Here is a 16,148-nt window from a genome sequence, read left to right as displayed (position 1 = left end):
GCGATCCACACTGCCCTCCACGATTTATAGAGGGCTATATGGCGTCGCTTACACCGCTACAGCTGTTTAAACTGCTTGCTGACGACACCCGACTGCATCTGGCGCTGCTGCTGCGCGCGCAGGGCGAGCTGTGCGTTTGCGAGCTCTCGGCCACGTTAAACCTCTCCCAGCCTAAAATCTCCCGCCATCTGGCGTTGCTGCGCGACAGCGGTCTTCTCAGCGATCGCCGCGACGGCAAATGGATCCACTACCGGCTTTCGCCGCACATGCCCGCCTGGGCTGCCGCAGTGATCGAACAGGCGTTTTTATGCCAGCGGGAGGTCATCGCGTCTCTGGTCGCGCAAAGCGCGTCAAACGGCAGACATTGCGGCTAAAAAATTTTCCTGTACATATATGATTTATCATATTTGTTAGTTCTTACTTCGGCGCAAAAGCCGTGTTTGTTCAGTCAAGGAGAGCGGTATGTTTCTGGCGGGTACGATTTTTATCCTGACCCTGGTTCTGGTTATCTGGCAGCCGAAAGGGCTCGGCATTGGCTGGAGCGCATCGGCGGGCGCGGCGCTGGCGCTGCTCACCGGCGTGGTGCACATCAGCGATATTCCCGTGGTATGGGATATTGTCTGGAACGCCACTGCGACGTTTATCGCCGTGATTATCATTAGCCTGCTGTTAGATGAGTGCGGTTTCTTCCGCTGGGCGGCGCTGCACGTGGCGCGCGGGGGCAACGGTAAAGGGACCCGGCTGTTTACTTTGATAATTTTACTGGGCGCCATGGTGGCGGCGCTGTTCGCCAATGACGGCGCGGCGTTGATCCTCACCCCCATCGTTATCGCGATGCTGCTGGCGCTCGGCTTCAGCCGCGGCGCGACGCTGGCGTTTGTGATAGCGGCAGGTTTTATCGCCGATACCGCCAGCCTGCCGTTGATGGTCTCGAATCTGGTGAATATCGTGACGGCGGATTTTTTCTCGCTCGGCTTCAGCGATTACGCCGCCGTGATGGTGCCGGTAAACCTCGCCTCGGTAGCGGCTTCACTGGTGATGCTGCACCTGTTTTTCCGCAAAGCCATTCCGGCGACATACGATCGTGAGAAAATTAGCGCGCCGCAGACGGCAATCCGCGATCGGCGTACCTTCATGACCGGCTGGCTGGTTCTGGTGTTGCTGCTGGTGGGCTTTTTCGCGCTGGAGCCGCTTGGCGTGCCGGTGAGTCTGGTCGCCGCCGTGGCGGCGGTAGTGCTCTGGCTCGTCGCGCGTCAGGGAGACGTTATCGATACGCGCAAAGTGCTGAAAGGCGCGCCGTGGCAAATCGTCATTTTCTCGCTGGGCATGTATCTGGTGGTGTATGGCCTGCGCAACGCCGGGCTGACCGGTTATCTCTCCACCCTGCTTAACCTCTTCGCGCAGCACGGGATCTGGGGCGCGACGCTCGGGACGGGCGTTCTGACCGCCGCGCTCTCCTCTGTAATGAATAATATGCCAACGGTGCTGGTCGGCGCGCTCTCTATTGACGGCAGCGCCGCCACGGGCGTCGTTAAGGACGCCATGATTTACGCGAATATCATCGGCTGCGATTTAGGCCCGAAGATTACGCCAATCGGCAGCCTCGCCACGCTGCTGTGGCTGCATGTGCTGGCGCAGAAAAATATTGCGATGAGCTGGGGCTATTACTTCCGGGTCGGTATTGTCATGACGTTGCCGGTGCTGCTGGTGACGCTTGCCGCCCTCGCCCTGCGTCTCTCTTTTTAACCTGGTCCAGGGTGCGGCAAAACGCGCCCTGACGGAGAATCCTGATGACCCCGATTACGATTTACCATAACCCGGCCTGCGGCACCTCGCGCAACACGCTTGGCCTTATCCGCAACAGCGGCGTGGAGCCGACCATTATTCTTTATCTGGACACGCCGCCGACGCGCGACGAACTGAAAACGCTGATTACGGAGATGGGAATTAGCGTGCGGGCGCTGCTGCGTAAAAATGTCGAGCCGTATCAGGCGCTCGGGCTGGACGATGAGAAAATCAGTGATGCGCAGTTGCTGGACGCGATGCTGGCGCACCCGATACTGATTAACCGTCCGATCGTAGTGACGCCGCTTGGCACCCGGCTGTGCCGTCCCTCAGAAGCGGTGCTGGCCCTTCTGCCCGATCCGCAGCAAGGCCCGTTTACCAAAGAAGATGGCGAGATTGTCATTCCGCCTGCGCCCTGATGCAGTTGAACCTTAATCAACGGCTCCTTTTCAGGCGGAGCCGTTGACCGCCGGGCTCAGGCGCGCCAGAAAAACCGCGAGAGCAGGATCAGGAACGGATAGATCTCAAGCCGCCCCAGAATCATCGCCAGACACATCAGGTATTTCGCGCCGTCATTGAGCGTGTCGAAGCTCGCCGCCGTCACGCCGAACCCAAGCCCCATATTATTGATGCAGGCGGCTACCGTACCGAAGGCGCTTAACAGATCATATCCCATTGAAGTTAGCGCCCAGATAAACAGAATGCTGACCAGCATGTAGAGAAAGAAAAAGCTGCATACCGAGCGCAGCACACGCTCATTCACGACGCTCTGACCGATATGCAGGCTGAGGATTGCCCGCGGATGCGCCAGCTGATGCACCTCATTACGGCTTTGTTTAAACAGGATCAGAAAGCGCAGCGCTTTAATGCCCCCACAGGTTGAGCCCACACAGCCGCCAAAAAAGCTCGCCAGCAACAGCATGACGATAGTGTGCGCAGGCCAGCTCGCATAGTCTGACGTCGCAAGGCCGTTGTCAGTAATCATTGAGCTTGCCAGAAAGAAGGCATGAACCAGGCTGCCTGTCAGGTCGTACATCCCCTTATGCCAGACCTGCCAGGCGGTCAGCAGCACGATAATCAGCGTGACCAGAAGAAAAAAGTGCAGTTCGGCGTTGCGGCGAAAGGGTTTTAAAGTTCGCCGGGTAAAGGCGACGAACCAGACGGTAAAATTTACCGCGGATAACAGTGAAAACAGCCCCGCCACCAGTTCGATCGGATAACTGTCATAAAAGCCAATACTTTCATTGCGCGTGGAAAACCCGCCGAGAGAGACGGTAGAAAGCCCGTGGCACAGCGCGTCAAACCACGGCATACCCGCTATCCGGTAAGCCACGGCGCAGGCGGCTCCCAGCAAGACATAGGTAAGCCAGAGCGTGCGCGACGTATCTGCAAGACGCGGCGTTAAGCGCTCTTCCTTAAACGGGCCGGGCATCTCCGACTGATACAGTTTCATGCCGCCTATTCCGAGCAGCGGCAGCACGGCGACCGCGAGGACAATAACGCCCAGACCACCGATAAAGTTGAGTTGCGCGCGGTAGTAAAGATAAGCCTTCGGAAGCCCGCTCACATCATTCATGATGGTGGCGCCCGTCGTCGTTATCCCGGATACGCCTTCAAAAAGCGCCTGCGCGGCGTTCAGGCCGAGCGCGTTATCGAGCCAGAACGGCATCGCGCTGATAAGGGAAAACAGTATCCAGAACAGAACGATTATCAGAAAACCGTCGCGGGTTTTAAGCGGCGCTATCTGGCGGCGTGTGGCAAGCCATGCGGCGCAACCTGGCACAAAGAAAGTGACGAAAGTCACCAGAAAGGAAAAGTAACTGCGATCCTTACAAAACAGCGCGACGAGCATCGGTGGCAGCATCGAAAAGCTGTAGAGCAACACCAGAAAACCACACAGATGGATGACAATGGCGGGACGTGAAGAATTTGCAGGAGCGTGCGGTAGCAAAACCAGGCCTCAAAAGATTCTACTGACAGATCCTCTTATTAAACCGCCCCTCGTATAAAAATGTTGTAAAAAAATCACCGCCGCTGTGACGGGTATCGCCAGGATACGCGCAAAGAAACCTTTAAGTACGGCGGGTAGCGTTCAGCGCAGTGGGACAGCGCCATATGTTGCGCCGGTTATGATTCATCATGATGAGCCTGAGGAGAATAACGGAAGCATGCGGGCCTGGCCGGGACCGCCAAAAAAAGAGCAACAGCGACGGTTGCCCGTCGCATGCCGCACATTTACAACCGGCTTGCGATATTCTGCAGAACGGTCATCTCTTCCTGAGAAAACTGCTTAGTGCCGCCGCGCAGCGTATTGAGCGTGATGTGCCACGGATTGCCACGACTGATAACCACTTTTGAGCGGATATCATAGTGCTGCGTCGCGAAATCCTCGGTGATGAGTTTTTCGACCGGCGACAAATCGGCGTAAACCGTCGAGCCGCCAGGGCCTGCCGCAAAGCGGGCCGGATGTGAGGCCAGACCGGAATCAAGCTGTGTTTTCGCCTTTGCCGGATCTTTCACCACCTTGTTATTGGTCTCTTCGAAAAACTTATTCACTTTATTACGCACTTTCACGGCTTTTTTGACGGTTTCCAGAAAGCGTTTGTTATTCGCCGTCTGTCTGTCCGACAACGTATTGCGCAGGAGCACCAGTACCCCGCCCACGACGCCGCAAACACCCCCTGCGGCCAGAAATGCGGTGCGCACGCCCAGGGACGAAGCCGCGTTTGCCGCGGCGCTACCGGATGTGACCGTCGCGGCGACACCGGCGGACGCGCCAAACATCCCGCCAAGCCCTGTGATAATTTTACCGGCAAAATCATAGCTGATTTTAGTGGCTTCATTATAAATGTTGCCCCCGCGCCCGCCCATACGAGGAACGCGGGTATTATACTGGTCAAAGAACTGCCGGTTATTCTGAATAGTATTATTCGGTCCGGAATTGAGTAATCCCATTTCCAGATCGCGCCCGCCGTTATTGACGCCAACAGGGCGGGAGCTGGCCAGTAATTGCTCATAGCTATACATCACGCTGCGTTCTTCAGCATTTTCAAACTGATACAGCATGTCATCATCGAGTTCATTCACGAAGTCGATAATAGTATGTATTTCTTGTTCATTAAAGTGGGACCGATCGGAAAGAAGGGCATTTATCATGGAGTTAATTTCTGCCATCTTGCCACTCCTTTTTTATCAGAGTTCTTTATTCTGTTTAATATCCCAGCCAGCTTTGGTTTCAGCGCCTTTGGTGCCCTGATTCGACTGTTCCCAGTAATGGAAATTCACTTTCGCGGCCTGGAAGTAGTAATTTACCAGTACCGTATCGGTTTGACCGACGCCGGTAAATTCGGTGCGGGTTACCAGCACATCTTCAAGAACGATTTTTGAATATTCCACCTGCTGACCACCGGCTTTACAGACAGAAAGCTCAACCTTATTGACGTGCTTACCGCTGGCGCAGAATTTCAGAATTGCGGGCGTGCCTTTATCCACAATGGCCTGCACGGCTAAATCCTGAAAGTTAACTTTACCGGCGCCACCGCCGCCACCCACAGCCATATTTCCCGGCTGCGCTGCGCCCCAGTTAAAAGAAAGCACATCGATCCAGCTGGCATGGTTGGCATCTTTAGATTCGCCAGTAACGCCTTCCACTTTCAGGAACATATCAATAGCCATGTAATACTCCTTGTTATCAGATAGCAGGTGAGAATAAGCAGAGCCCGGAGGCAAATAATTCGGTTTCACTGTAAATTTATTCAAAAGGCTAAACAATACCGCCCCGGAAATTAAGACGAATCTCATTCGAATTATTTCCGCGTATATCGTGTATTTGTTTCATTTTTATTGCCGGAAGATTGCACCCGACGGGAGAGTGAATGTGTCGCGGCTCACAAAAAAAAGAAACCAGCCCAAAAATGCGCCACAAAGAGACTTATTAATATTAATAAGGAAAAATTATCATATTGTCTGCCGTTACGTTGCCTGCAAAATAATACCTTTGAAAACAATATAGTTTTACACTTGTCTTTGCGGAAGGAAAACACTGAACCTGCGATTTATCTTAAACATCAATTTTCATTAGAAAATGAAATATTAACAATGTTATTAGTTGCCATCAAAAATACCGCTTCGCTAATTCAGTGCAATCTTAATGGGAGCCCACCACAATAATCCGTCCGAAAAAGCGCCTGTCAGGGTACTGCAACTGGAGCGGATAAGGCGGCTCATAAAAAATGACGCCCCGCCAGAGGAGGCTGTCCTGACGGGGCGCGTTGTCTTTCTTCGGCTTCCCTCTGGTCTGACAGCAGAGGGTCAGGCGGCATAGATGGATTTGTCATTGCCGGTGGCGATAGTATTTGGCAGGCGAAACGCCTGATTACGCCCGCGATTCTTCGCCAGATAGAGCGCGGTGTCGGCACCGCGGATGAGTACGCTGAACGCGTCTTCACGTCCATTGCCCCTGACCGTATGGCAACCGGCGCTGATGGTCACGACCTGCTCCGGCAGATCCGTCGACGGGTGCGGCAGATGTTTATCCCGGATCATGCTGACCGCCCGCTGCGCCAGCGCCAGCGCCTCTTCGCCGGTCGTCTCCGGCAGCACTATCGCGAACTCCTCCCCGCCGTAACGCGCCACCAGATCGCAGGTACGCAGCGTCACCATTTGCAGGGTATTACCGATAAGCCGCAGGCAGGCGTCGCCAGCGGCATGGCCGCGGCTGTCGTTGTAGCGCTTGAAGAAATCGATATCGAGCATAATCAGCGATACCGGGCTTCCTGACGTGGCGGAATCCGCCAGCACTTTCGCAAGCGTGGTGTCGAATTTACGGCGGTTGGCAAGCCCCGTCAGGCTGTCGGCCATCGCCATCGATTTAAAGGTCTGGTTGGCTTTCAGGAGTTCGTCACGCAGCTGTTTGAGCTCCTGCTGATCGCGAATGCTGCTGCGCACCTTGCGAAACACCACGGAACTGAACACCAGAAACCCCAGCAGCAGCATAAAGTTGGAGAGCAGGCCCGGCAGATTATTGCGCAGCCAGTGCATACGCACTTCCGCACGATCGTAACCGGCGACCACCACCAGCGGCAGTTTTTCCGTGCGGGCAAAGCCAAATACTCTTTCGATGTGATCCAGCGACGCCACCCAGGTGCCGGTTCCGCGATCGGCCCGGATAAGCTCGCGGGTAAACAGCGGGCTCCCGGAAATATTCATGTCGATTTTTGCTTTATCGTAAGGACGCACGCAAAGTACCGAGCCATCGGTCAGCAGTAGCGCCAGCATATCGCGCGGGCCGAGTTCAAAATAACTGTAAAAGCGCTGGAAGTACTCAAGCTTAACGGTGGCGAGCACCACGCCCGCAAAACCGCCGCTGAGATCGTTGACCCGCACCGACACCGGGATCACCAGTTCATCCGACGCCAGGCTTTTAATCACACGCCCGATATGAATGCCGGTCTGGCGATTTTCATCATGAAAGCGGAAAAAATCCTTGTGCGTAATGTCTTCCGGAATGCCTGTAATGCCGGAAGATGAGCCTTTAATCATTCCCTGCGCATTATAGAAATAGAGCCCGTCGAGCAGCGGCTGGCGCGCTTTCAGCCGCACCAGATAGTTGTGGTAGGTCGAGGCCTGGCCTGCGCCCACCGTAGTGCGCACGTCATCAAGCGTCTGGCCGACCGCCATAAAGGTGTCTTCCGCCTGACGCACCTGAGCGACAGAGAGGTTAACGGCCTTGTTTGCCGCCTGTGCTATCTCATCGTCCCAGGAGTGCATAAACACCAGTATGTTCGTGCCGATCCCGCCCACCAGGAGGAACAGAAGTAAGACAGCCAGGCTTCGGCCAAGCGAAGTGCTCAACCCAAGACGGTAAGAAATAAACTGCCTGAGAGTCACGAAACGGTTCCCCGGAAATAACCAACGTTGCTTCAGGGGTTATCGGTACTGCCCGCCGTTTCTGGAGGGGCTGGAGCCCGTCTGGTGACAATAATTTAACAGTATGGAGCAAGTGCTCACACCGTTAACGGTAACATTACAGATAACGGATCAGACAGCAGGCGTTCCCTGATGAAAAATAAGCTGCCAGCGGTCGTTATCGACACGTTCCCCGTGAGATAGCGCCGTCGGCCTTCACCGACGGCTCGCCTCACGCGTACCCACAGCGATTCACTCCACAGACTTTCTTACGGCAGACTGAAAATAACGCCGTCCGGTGATACTCTTACCCCCTGCGACGCCCGCCGATGTTATGCAGGTAAAGGTAATGAATAAAAAAGAGTTTGTGACCCAGGATCTGCTCAGCAAAATCTACCAGGACACCACGCCGGGCCCGCGAAAACTGTCGCCGGAAAGACAGTTAGCTGAAGAGTATGGCGTCTCGCGTTTTACCATTCGCCAGGCGCTGGAAAAACTGGTGAGCATCGGCGTCGTGCGGATTGTTCAGGGCTCAGGCGCCTGGATCAACGAGCAGGCGCGCAATAACCCGCTGGTATACAACTCGATCACCGAAAAACGCTTCGATCAAATCCGCTACCGCATGCTTAGCCTGCATAAAAAGCGCCCGGACAAAGCGGCGCAGCAGATTTTTGGTATCGGTGAAGAGAGTTTTATCTGGCATTTTTGCCGCCTGCGCTATGTCGATGACGCGCCGGTGCAGCTGGAAATTTCCAGTCTGCCGGTCGCGGATTTTCCCGACCTGAATCAGCAGGCGATTGAGCATTCCATTCAGCAATATGTGTTGGGCAAAGGGCTGACGATTTCCCACATGCTGACCACCTACCGCGCCGTAAGCGTGAGCCGCGAACAGGCGGTATTACTGGGCTGCAAGAAAGGCAGCCCGGCGATGCACATTAATAATCGCGGCATTCTGGAGGGCGGGCGCGTCTTTGAGGTGAGCGATATTATTGATATCAATTATACCTGCACCTATGTCATCCCCTATAACCGTGACACCTTAACCCGCCGCCAGAATCAGGGCGTGTGAAGGGTGCCGTCCGGCAGGCGGCTTTGCGTCCATTCATGCGGGCGATACATCACTGGATGCGCCCGCGCCAGTTCCTCGTTGAATCCCACCCCAATGCCGGCGTTGACCGGCGGATAGATAAAGCCGTCTTTGACCTCAGGCGCGCCCGGGAAAATCTTGTCCGTCATGGCCGAGCGGGGAATGAACTCCTGAATGGCCGCGTTATGCAGATGAATATTTAAATGCGTGTTCACCGCCACGCCAACCGGCGTCATATCGCCAGGGCCATGCCAGGCGAGGCGCACGCCGAACGCCTGACACAGATGCGCCAGCTTCAGCGCCGGGGTGATCCCGCCGATTTGCGAGACATGGCAGCGGATAAAGTCGATACGGCGGTTAACAATCAGATCGTGCCATTCGCTCGGGTTATTAAAGAGCTCGCCCATCGCCAGCGGCACGCAGCTGTGCTGGCGCACCTGTTCCAGCCAGGCGCTCTGCTGGGGCGGCAGAATATCCTCAATAAAATAGGGCTGGTAAGGCTCCAGCTGTTTGGCGAGCTGTATAGCCTGCTGCGGGAACAGGCGCTCGTGAACGTCATGCAGAATATGTAGCTTCCAGCCATATTTCTCACGCAGCGCGCGGAACATATCGACGGTATTGCTCATATATTCCTGCTGATCGAACCAGGCGCCAGGCGTGGGATTTTCCGGCGCATGAAGGCCAGAAGCCGTGCCGCCGTAAAAACCGAGCTGACAGCGGATATGGCGATAGCCTTTTTCGATGAGCGCATCTACTGACGCAAAGAGCGCGTCCAGCGTGTCGCCGCTGGCGTGGCTGTACGCCGGGATGGCGTCACGGGATTTGCCGCCAAAAAGCTGATACAGCGGCATGCCGGCGAGCTGGCTTTTAATATCCCACAGCGCCATATCGACGCCCGAAATCGCGTTGTTCATCACCGGACCGTTACGCCAGTAGGCGTTAACGTTCATCATCTGCCACAGATCTTCAATGTTATTCGCATCGCGACCCGTCAGCAGCGGCTGTAAATACTCCTCCACGAGCGTTTTGACTGCCAGCGGCCGTTGCTGGAACGTCGCGCAACCGTGCCCCGTCACGCCCTGGTCGGTCGTTACACGAACCGTCACCAGATTATGTCTGTCCGGGCGGGTAATAAAACATTCGATATTTTTGATTATCACAGGCGTCACGAAATAACTCCTTTACAGCGCTGTGGGAATACGTCATGGGAATATCATGGCCCTAAAAATATTGACGGGTAAACCCTTTTTTTGACTATTTATTTTGGTCAGCTATTCCGCCTTAAAGTCATTAATAAACCATACCAATTTCACTGAATACGCCACCAAAACCCTTTTACATAGGAAAGGTGTGAACAATGTCAACTTTTATTGGTTTGTTTTGTTAGTGGGGTTTAATTATCCTTCAGAGGACCATTAAAACGACAACAACATACGGCAGGAGTCTTTATGGGGACGCAAGAAGCCATCAATAATATTATTCGTCTGGTGGGCGGCCAGGGGAATATTAATAAAGTCTGGCACTGTATGACGCGGCTGCGCTTCGATTTAGTTGATGATGAAAAAGTCGATCAGACGGCGATAAAAAAGCTGCCCGGCGTGCTGGGCGCGCAGCGCCAGAGCGATCAGTTCCAGGTCATCATCGGCCCAAAGGTCAATAGCTGGTACGAACAGATGCTCGCCGCGCTTGGCGATAACCCGGCCGCCGCCACGGCACCCGCCAAAGGGCGCAAGGGCCTGATTTCGCTCTTTATGGATACCGTCTCCGGGGTATTCGGCCCGATCGTGCCAGCCATCGCCGGCGCCGGGATGATCAAGGGCTTGCTGGCCGGGTTAATCGCGCTGAAAGTCGTGTCCGCGAAAAGCGATACGGTGATGATCATCGATCTGATCGCGAGCGGCGTATTTTACTTCCTGCCGTTTTTCCTCGCCGTTTCCGCCGCCAAAATCTTTAAGGTCAATGAGTACCTGGCGGCAGCCGTCGCGGCGTGTCTGATGTACCCGTCGCTGATAGAGGCGGCCAAAGCGCTGGCGACGCATCAGGAAGGCGCGGTCAGCGCGCTCTGGCTGCTCAATGCCATCCCGGTGTCGGTGTTTAACTATTCGGCGAGCGTCATCCCGGTGATTTTCTCGATCCTGGCCCTGAGCTATATCCATCGCTGGGTCGACAGCATTATGCCTGACGTGCTGAAAACCGTGTTTACGCCCACCCTGACGCTGTTTATCGGCGCGCTGGCGGCCCTGGTGGTGATAGGCCCGATTGGGATCTGGTTAGGCAAAGGGCTGGCGCTGTTTATTGAAGGGCTGTTCAGCGTATCGGCGAGTTTTGCCGGGTTGATTGTCGGCGCCATTCGCCCGGTTGCCGTTCTGACCGGTATGCACCACGCCATGACGCCGATAGCGCTGCAAAACTTCAGCGAGCGCGGCTACGACATGCTGATGCCGATGATGTTTATGGCCAACATGGCGATTGCCGGTTCGACGTTTGCCATCTGGCGCCTGAGTAAAGACCGCCAGGAGAAAACCGTCACGCTGTCAGCGGCGATTTCCGCGCTGCTCGGCATTACCGAACCCGCGCTGTTTGGCGTACTGACGCGCTATAAAAAAGCCTTTATCTCGGCCACGATCGCAAGCTCGCTGGCCTCGGCCTTTATCGCTTTCTTTGGCGTGCGGCTTTACGGGTACATTTTGTCGAGTATTTTTAGTCTGCCTGCCTATATCGGCCCGTATTTCATCTTTGCCCTGTCGGGCGTCGCCATGGCGCTGGTGATGTCCTTCGTGCTCACCACCGTGCTGGTGGGTAAGGACGCGACCGGGCAGGCGTAATGCCGGCTTGATGCGCTGGCCGGAAAAACCGGCCAGCGGAGAAAAGCGTTTAAAGGGATTTCAGGAACGCCAGCAGATCGTCGTTCAGCTGGTCCTGATGCGTGACGGCAAAGCCGTGCGGGCCGTTGTCGTACACTTTCAGTTCAGCATTAGCGATCATCTCTGCCGCCACTTTACCGGTGGATTCAAACGGCACGACCTGGTCGTTGCTGCCGTGGATCACAAGCGTCGGCACATCCACTTTTTGCAGGTCGCCGCGGAAGTCGGTTTCCGAGAACGCGGTGACGCAGTCGATAGTTCCTTTCAGCGAGGCCAGCAGCGCGATATTCAGCGTCTGGGTCAGCACGCCTTCCGACACCGTCTGGCCTGCGTTGGTGCCGTAGAACGTCGCGGCGAAATCACTGATAAACTGCGCGCGATCTTTGCGCAGGCCGTCGCGAATACCGTCAAAGACGGAAAGATCCACGCCCTGGCTGTAATCGCCGATCTTACCGAACACCGGCGTCACCGCGCCCAGCAGCACCAGCGCCGCAATGCGTGTGGTGCCGTATTTGCCGATATAGCGCGCCACATCGCCGCCGCCCATAGAGAAACCCACCAGCGTTACGTCCTGGAGATCCAGCGCCTGAATGAGGTCGTTAATGTCAGAAGCAAAAGTGTCGTAGTTATAGCCGTTCCACGGCTGATCGGAACGCCCGAAGCCGCGACGGTCAAACGCAATCACGCGGTAGCCGCGCTCCGCCAGAAAATTCATCTGGCTGTCCCACATGTCCGCATCCAGCGGCCAGCCGTGGCTGAACAGCACCGGTTTGCCTGCGCCCCAGTCTTTGTAATAGATCTGCGTGCCGTCCTGCGTCTTGATTGTGCTCATCAGTGGTTCCTCATTTAGCGATGGTCCAGGGTTGATAAGTATAGTGTTTACATGACGGCACGATGAATTATCGCGAGGTTTTCAGACTGTTACCTCGCTATCAATGGCGAAGACGCGACGCAGCGCGCCGCGCCCGGCGGCGGTGACGGTCACTTCCCGGTAGCCCGGCGTTCTCAGAACCCAGCCCTGTTGCACAAACAGCGTGAGTAAAGCCGCGCCAGCATCGCCGCCCAGATGATAACGCCGCTCACTCCAGTCGAGACACGGGCAGCACGCTTTGCGTCTGGGCTTTGGACTGAGCGGCACGCCAAGCGCCGCAAAGCGCTCGCGCCCGAACGGCGTGAGCGCGTCGCCATCCGGCGTCAGCCATTTTTCTTCCAGCATAAACGCATAGAGCTGCACGGCGAGTTCGCCCGCCAGATGGTCATAGCAGGTGCGCGCGTGGCGTAAATGCCCCGGCGTACGGGTCGCAGGCTGGCGGCGAGGACTCATGGAAACACCCATCAGCGTCTCCAGCAGCCCGGCGATGTCATGCCCCGCCAGCCGGTAGTAGCGGTGCCGCCCCTGAGAGAGGCAGACCACCAGCCCGTGGCCCAGCAGGCGCGCGAGATGCGCGCTCGCGGTGGACGGCGCAATATCCGCCACCGCGCTGAGCTCCGTCGCGGTCCACGCCCTGCCATCCATCAGCGCGCAGAGCATCGTGACGCGCGAGGGATCGGCCATGGCCGCCGCGACGCCCGACATCGCCTGCTCAAGCCCTGGCGCCGTGTCGGCGTCTGTCAGGGGGTTTCGTCCGGGACTGCCCATGGTCTGGTTACCTTTTCCGCCTGTTCGTGGTTGTCGGTCACAAGAATCAACCGGTTGGCGTGATCGCTGTACTGCACAAGAATATTCACGCCGCCATCTGCCAGCGCCCGGGCTATCTCGCCAAGCTCGCCCGGACGCGCCTGCGGCAGCTTGCGGATAAGCGGACGGGCGACGTGGCGCACCGTAAATCCGGCGTCCTGCAACACCCGCTGCGCCGTTTCGCCGTCTTCCACCAGAAAATGCGCGTGGCTCTCGTGCGCAAATGAAAAGACGCCGCCGCCTTCAAGACCGACGCCGCTTTTACCGAGCAGCGTACCCAGCGCGGCCAGCGCGCCTGGCGTATTGCTGAGGATCACGTGGATATCATACATGTGCGTTATCCTTTGTATCAGAGGAATAATCGCGCAGCACCTGCGCCACGCGGATGCGGTAATGCGCGAAAATGCGCGCCCGCCCTTCCTGTTGGGCGGCCTGGTGCATGAGATTGCCTTTCCACTGACGCACCGCCTCTTCGCTCTCCCACCAGGAGAGCGACAGAATTTTGTCGGGCGCGGTGAGGCTCTGGAACCGCTCAAGCTCGATAAAGCCCGGTGCATCCGCCAGCAGCGGTTTCAGGGCCGCGGCGAGTTCGAAATAACGCGACTGCGCCTCAGGCAGCGCCTGCGCTTCAAATAAAACGGCTATCATGGGTTTTCTCCATCACTGAATGTTGTTGCAGTGTAAGAGCATGAAAACGCGATGCTTCGCCCGCGGGCGAAATATGGCGTCGACAGAACAGGGAGCCACAATGACCTTTCGTATCAGAAAGACCGTAACCGCAGATATTGGCTGTCTTCAAGCCATTGAGCGTTCGGCGGACAGCGCATTTGAGACGATCCCGACGCTCGCCTGGGTGGCGAGCGATGGCGTCCAGCCTGAGGATTTACATCACCGGCTTTGCGAGCAGGGATATTCTGCGGTCGTGGTGAATGAGGATGACATTCCCGTCGGGTTTATCAACGGGGAATATACCGCCGACGCGCTGCATATTCTGGGCGTGGCGGTGATGCGCGACTGTCAGGGAATGGGGCTTGGGAAAATGCTGATGGCCGGGGCCATTCATCACGCACGGGAAAAACAGCTCGCCGCGCTGACGCTGACGACGTTCCGAAACGTGCCGTGGAATCAGCCGTTTTATGCGCGTCTGGGTTTCCACGTGATTTCAGACGCAGAGATGCCGGAACGTCTGGCTCGCCTGCTTGATGAAGAAGCCGCGCACGGCTTTGCGCGCGCCGGGCGTTGCGCCATGGCGTTACGGCTTTAGCCTGTACGCGGCGCCCGGCGAGACGCCGCGGTAAATAATTATTTCTGCGACGGCGCGGAGAGACGAGCCAGAATAGTTTCAGCCGTCAGAGAGCCTAAAAATACCTGCGGCGGGTTATCCAGCACCACCATCGTGGGCGTCACCTCAACGCCATTTTTAATCGCAAAAGCGGATTGCGCTTTGATGAGGTTTTCACATTCCGGCGTGGCGTCATTATCCGGTAAAAACCCCACCATCGCATTCTTCAGGCTTTTCTGTTTATCCGTGGCGCACCACACCCGGGCCATATCCGCAATAACGGAATCCCGGATAGAGCCGGGCGCGATAGTTAAAAAGGACATCGTCAGACCCGCATCGGTATAGGTATTAATGTTTTTCACGACATTAGTGCAATACACGCACTGGTTATCGATAAATACCAGCACCTGATGCGTTTCATGCGCCGCTTTAAAGGTAATGGGCTGAAGCGCGGGTAAGGCTTTGATAGTTTCCTGATAACTCTGATCCGGCGTCTGATTCACTGACGCAGGTGCGGCCGATAACGCATTGCCACTGTGTACGCAAAACATGGCGAGCGCCAGTAACGCGGTATATTTCATTTTACCCCCTGTATTCCCTTACCGACCGGGATTAATTTATTGTTATTACGCGCAAAAAAGCGCAGAAGCAGTGTAGCCTTCCGCGCCCCGCAGAGCATGATCTTTATCAGGATTTACTTATTCTGGTAGGTCGGTCAGAACGCCGGACTACGCGTTACCATGCCTGGTGTTGCACCACCACCCGGTAACCATCGTGATCCCTCCAGGTTTGCCCGTTGATGTCCCAGTAAGGGTTAAAAGACGGCGTGCGGGTAAACCCAGCCTCTTCGAGCGTGCGGCACGTCCGCTGCCATTCGGTATTATCCGGGTAATAAAGGACCAGCAGATCTTCATGGCCTGGCGATGGCGTAACAGGGTGTGCAAGACAGACCGTAAATTCGAGATGCCAGGGCAACGCCTTGCGGCCCAGCATCACGCCGCTAAAGCCCGCGTGATCGGTGAAATCCGCAAGCCGTGTCAGACCCAGCCCCTGCGACCAGAGCCGGAAAGATTTTTCGAGATCGGTGACCGGTCTTGCAATGCGCATATGGGTAAAAGACATGTCTACCTCGTTGTCGTGATAAATAAACGCGCCATCAGTGTACCCGCCGGGTATAACGCCATTTGTCGGCAAAAGCTTTTTTCACTACGATTCACCTGCCATGAATTAGCGTGCTAATAAAAAGACGTGCGGTTTATATTCTGAGCACGCTTATGGTTTTTACGCAAAGCATTCCTGAATACCCCCATCCCGTATTCCCTTTGTTAACTCGCTCACAGATATTACATCACAAAAATAACTAATACCCTGATTTTGAAGTCGATGAAAAATTCCTGAAAATATATCCTGAATATAATTTCAGTTTGTGCCGATAACCCTTATGGATTAAACAGACATTACCTGGCCCTCACGCGCTTCATCAGCGCGCGAACAATCGCGGCGCACATAAAAGCGGCGGAGCGACAGGTACGACAGCAAGATAAG

Annotated in this window: 17 protein-coding genes; 6 read left to right on the top strand and 11 right to left on the bottom strand. The window is 55.8% G+C overall.

Going from position 1 to position 16,148, the window contains the following annotated elements:
* Positions 1 to 38 precede the first annotated feature (38 nt).
* The 3 genes from AB8W27_RS21495 (at position 39) to arsC (ending at position 2,204) form a co-directional block, all read left to right on the top strand.
* Positions 39 to 374, top strand: coding sequence for a metalloregulator ArsR/SmtB family transcription factor (locus tag AB8W27_RS21495; protein ID WP_041924241.1), 336 nt, complete (start codon positions 39 to 41; stop codon positions 372 to 374).
* An 88-nt stretch (positions 375 to 462) separates the two neighbouring features.
* A complete protein-coding gene (locus AB8W27_RS21490; protein ID WP_012815808.1) occupies positions 463 to 1,746 on the top strand; it encodes an arsenic transporter in 1,284 nt (427 codons plus the stop codon).
* Between the two features lie 44 nt (positions 1,747 to 1,790).
* The gene (gene arsC / locus AB8W27_RS21485) at positions 1,791 to 2,204 is read left to right on the top strand and encodes an arsenate reductase (glutaredoxin) (protein WP_012815807.1); all 414 of its coding nucleotides are present in this window, start codon (positions 1,791 to 1,793) and stop codon (positions 2,202 to 2,204) included.
* Between the two features lie 56 nt (positions 2,205 to 2,260).
* On the opposite strand, the gene AB8W27_RS21480 is transcribed toward arsC, so the two are convergent.
* The 4 genes from AB8W27_RS21480 to AB8W27_RS21465 form a co-directional block, all read right to left on the bottom strand.
* Complete coding sequence (locus AB8W27_RS21480; protein ID WP_012815806.1) at positions 2,261 to 3,736, bottom strand: TrkH family potassium uptake protein; 1,476 nt, start codon at positions 3,734 to 3,736, stop codon at positions 2,261 to 2,263.
* 284 nt (positions 3,737 to 4,020) lie between these two features.
* Positions 4,021 to 4,959: a hypothetical protein gene (locus AB8W27_RS21475; RefSeq protein WP_012815805.1), complete on the bottom strand. Its 939-nt coding sequence runs from the start codon at positions 4,957 to 4,959 to the stop codon at positions 4,021 to 4,023.
* A gap of 18 nt (positions 4,960 to 4,977) precedes the next feature.
* Entirely contained in the window at positions 4,978 to 5,460 is a 483-nt protein-coding gene (locus AB8W27_RS21470; protein ID WP_012815804.1) for a type VI secretion system tube protein Hcp, read from the bottom strand.
* 636 nt (positions 5,461 to 6,096) lie between these two features.
* On the bottom strand, positions 6,097 to 7,674 hold the full coding sequence (locus AB8W27_RS21465; RefSeq protein WP_041924240.1) for a sensor domain-containing diguanylate cyclase: 1,578 nt from the start codon (positions 7,672 to 7,674) through the stop codon (positions 6,097 to 6,099).
* Positions 7,675 to 8,041: 367 nt separating this feature from the next.
* Between AB8W27_RS21465 and AB8W27_RS21460 the strand changes: the two genes are divergently transcribed.
* Entirely contained in the window at positions 8,042 to 8,761 is a 720-nt protein-coding gene (locus AB8W27_RS21460; RefSeq protein ID WP_041924239.1) for a GntR family transcriptional regulator, read from the top strand.
* Here AB8W27_RS21460 and AB8W27_RS21455 read toward each other — a convergent pair.
* A complete protein-coding gene (locus AB8W27_RS21455) occupies positions 8,749 to 9,948 on the bottom strand; it encodes an enolase C-terminal domain-like protein (RefSeq protein WP_012815801.1) in 1,200 nt (399 codons plus the stop codon). The two genes, AB8W27_RS21460 and AB8W27_RS21455, sit on opposite strands and share 13 nt — an antisense overlap.
* Positions 9,949 to 10,227: 279 nt before the next feature.
* Here AB8W27_RS21455 and AB8W27_RS21450 point away from each other — a divergent pair, with 279 nt between their 5' ends.
* Positions 10,228 to 11,604, top strand: a complete 1,377-nt coding sequence (locus tag AB8W27_RS21450) for a PTS transporter subunit EIIC (protein ID WP_012815800.1) — start codon at positions 10,228 to 10,230, stop codon at positions 11,602 to 11,604.
* 49 nt (positions 11,605 to 11,653) lie between these two features.
* Here the strand turns inward: AB8W27_RS21450 and AB8W27_RS21445 are convergent, their stop codons facing one another.
* The 4 genes from AB8W27_RS21445 to AB8W27_RS21430 all read right to left on the bottom strand — a co-directional run bounded on the left by AB8W27_RS21445 (position 11,654) and on the right by AB8W27_RS21430 (position 13,969).
* Positions 11,654 to 12,475 carry an alpha/beta fold hydrolase gene (locus AB8W27_RS21445; protein ID WP_012815799.1) on the bottom strand — a complete coding sequence of 274 codons (822 nt, stop codon included), beginning with the start codon at positions 12,473 to 12,475 and terminating at the stop codon, positions 11,654 to 11,656.
* 81 nt (positions 12,476 to 12,556) lie between these two features.
* Positions 12,557 to 13,282: a helix-turn-helix transcriptional regulator gene (locus tag AB8W27_RS21440; protein ID WP_012815798.1), complete on the bottom strand. Its 726-nt coding sequence runs from the start codon at positions 13,280 to 13,282 to the stop codon at positions 12,557 to 12,559.
* Positions 13,255 to 13,653, bottom strand: coding sequence for an amino acid-binding protein (locus tag AB8W27_RS21435; protein WP_012815797.1), 399 nt, complete (start codon positions 13,651 to 13,653; stop codon positions 13,255 to 13,257). The genes AB8W27_RS21440 and AB8W27_RS21435 overlap by 28 nt, the downstream gene beginning before the upstream one ends.
* On the bottom strand, positions 13,646 to 13,969 hold the full coding sequence (locus AB8W27_RS21430) for an antibiotic biosynthesis monooxygenase (RefSeq protein ID WP_012815796.1): 324 nt from the start codon (positions 13,967 to 13,969) through the stop codon (positions 13,646 to 13,648). Before AB8W27_RS21430 ends, AB8W27_RS21435 begins: the two co-directional genes overlap by 8 nt.
* Positions 13,970 to 14,069: 100 nt before the next feature.
* On the opposite strand from AB8W27_RS21430, the gene AB8W27_RS21425 reads away from it, so the two are divergent.
* A complete protein-coding gene (locus tag AB8W27_RS21425; protein ID WP_041924238.1) occupies positions 14,070 to 14,585 on the top strand; it encodes a GNAT family N-acetyltransferase in 516 nt (171 codons plus the stop codon).
* Positions 14,586 to 14,623: 38 nt separating this feature from the next.
* Here AB8W27_RS21425 and AB8W27_RS21420 read toward each other — a convergent pair whose 3' ends face one another.
* Both AB8W27_RS21420 and AB8W27_RS21415 read right to left on the bottom strand, forming a co-directional pair.
* Positions 14,624 to 15,184 carry a thioredoxin fold domain-containing protein gene (locus AB8W27_RS21420; protein WP_041924237.1) on the bottom strand — a complete coding sequence of 187 codons (561 nt, stop codon included), beginning with the start codon at positions 15,182 to 15,184 and terminating at the stop codon, positions 14,624 to 14,626.
* 154 nt (positions 15,185 to 15,338) lie between these two features.
* Positions 15,339 to 15,725: a VOC family protein gene (locus AB8W27_RS21415; RefSeq protein WP_012815793.1), complete on the bottom strand. Its 387-nt coding sequence runs from the start codon at positions 15,723 to 15,725 to the stop codon at positions 15,339 to 15,341.
* Positions 15,726 to 16,148: the final 423 nt, after the last annotated feature.

Source organism: Cronobacter turicensis, from assembly GCF_041222865.1.
Taxonomy (GTDB): Bacteria; Pseudomonadota; Gammaproteobacteria; order Enterobacterales; family Enterobacteriaceae; genus Cronobacter; species Cronobacter turicensis.
This window is presented reverse-complemented; position numbering and strand designations above follow the sequence as displayed.

What these genes read in the sequence shown, in the direction of transcription:
- AB8W27_RS21495 (WP_041924241.1), top strand. Translation starts at nt 39, where the DNA reads ATGGCGTCGCTTACACCGCTACAGCTGTTTAAACTGCTTGCTGACGAC.
- AB8W27_RS21425 (WP_041924238.1), top strand. Translation starts at nt 14,070, where the DNA reads ATGACCTTTCGTATCAGAAAGACCGTAACCGCAGATATTGGCTGTCTT.
- AB8W27_RS21420 (WP_041924237.1), bottom strand. Translation starts at nt 15,184, where the DNA reads ATGAAATATACCGCGTTACTGGCGCTCGCCATGTTTTGCGTACACAGT.
- AB8W27_RS21430 (WP_012815796.1), bottom strand. Translation starts at nt 13,969, where the DNA reads ATGATAGCCGTTTTATTTGAAGCGCAGGCGCTGCCTGAGGCGCAGTCG.
- AB8W27_RS21460 (WP_041924239.1), top strand. Translation starts at nt 8,042, where the DNA reads ATGAATAAAAAAGAGTTTGTGACCCAGGATCTGCTCAGCAAAATCTAC.
- AB8W27_RS21415 (WP_012815793.1), bottom strand. Translation starts at nt 15,725, where the DNA reads ATGTCTTTTACCCATATGCGCATTGCAAGACCGGTCACCGATCTCGAA.
- AB8W27_RS21435 (WP_012815797.1), bottom strand. Translation starts at nt 13,653, where the DNA reads ATGTATGATATCCACGTGATCCTCAGCAATACGCCAGGCGCGCTGGCC.
- AB8W27_RS21450 (WP_012815800.1), top strand. Translation starts at nt 10,228, where the DNA reads ATGGGGACGCAAGAAGCCATCAATAATATTATTCGTCTGGTGGGCGGC.
- AB8W27_RS21445 (WP_012815799.1), bottom strand. Translation starts at nt 12,475, where the DNA reads ATGAGCACAATCAAGACGCAGGACGGCACGCAGATCTATTACAAAGAC.
- arsC (WP_012815807.1), top strand. Translation starts at nt 1,791, where the DNA reads ATGACCCCGATTACGATTTACCATAACCCGGCCTGCGGCACCTCGCGC.
- AB8W27_RS21490 (WP_012815808.1), top strand. Translation starts at nt 463, where the DNA reads ATGTTTCTGGCGGGTACGATTTTTATCCTGACCCTGGTTCTGGTTATC.
- AB8W27_RS21475 (WP_012815805.1), bottom strand. Translation starts at nt 4,959, where the DNA reads ATGGCAGAAATTAACTCCATGATAAATGCCCTTCTTTCCGATCGGTCC.
- AB8W27_RS21470 (WP_012815804.1), bottom strand. Translation starts at nt 5,460, where the DNA reads ATGGCTATTGATATGTTCCTGAAAGTGGAAGGCGTTACTGGCGAATCT.
- AB8W27_RS21440 (WP_012815798.1), bottom strand. Translation starts at nt 13,282, where the DNA reads ATGGGCAGTCCCGGACGAAACCCCCTGACAGACGCCGACACGGCGCCA.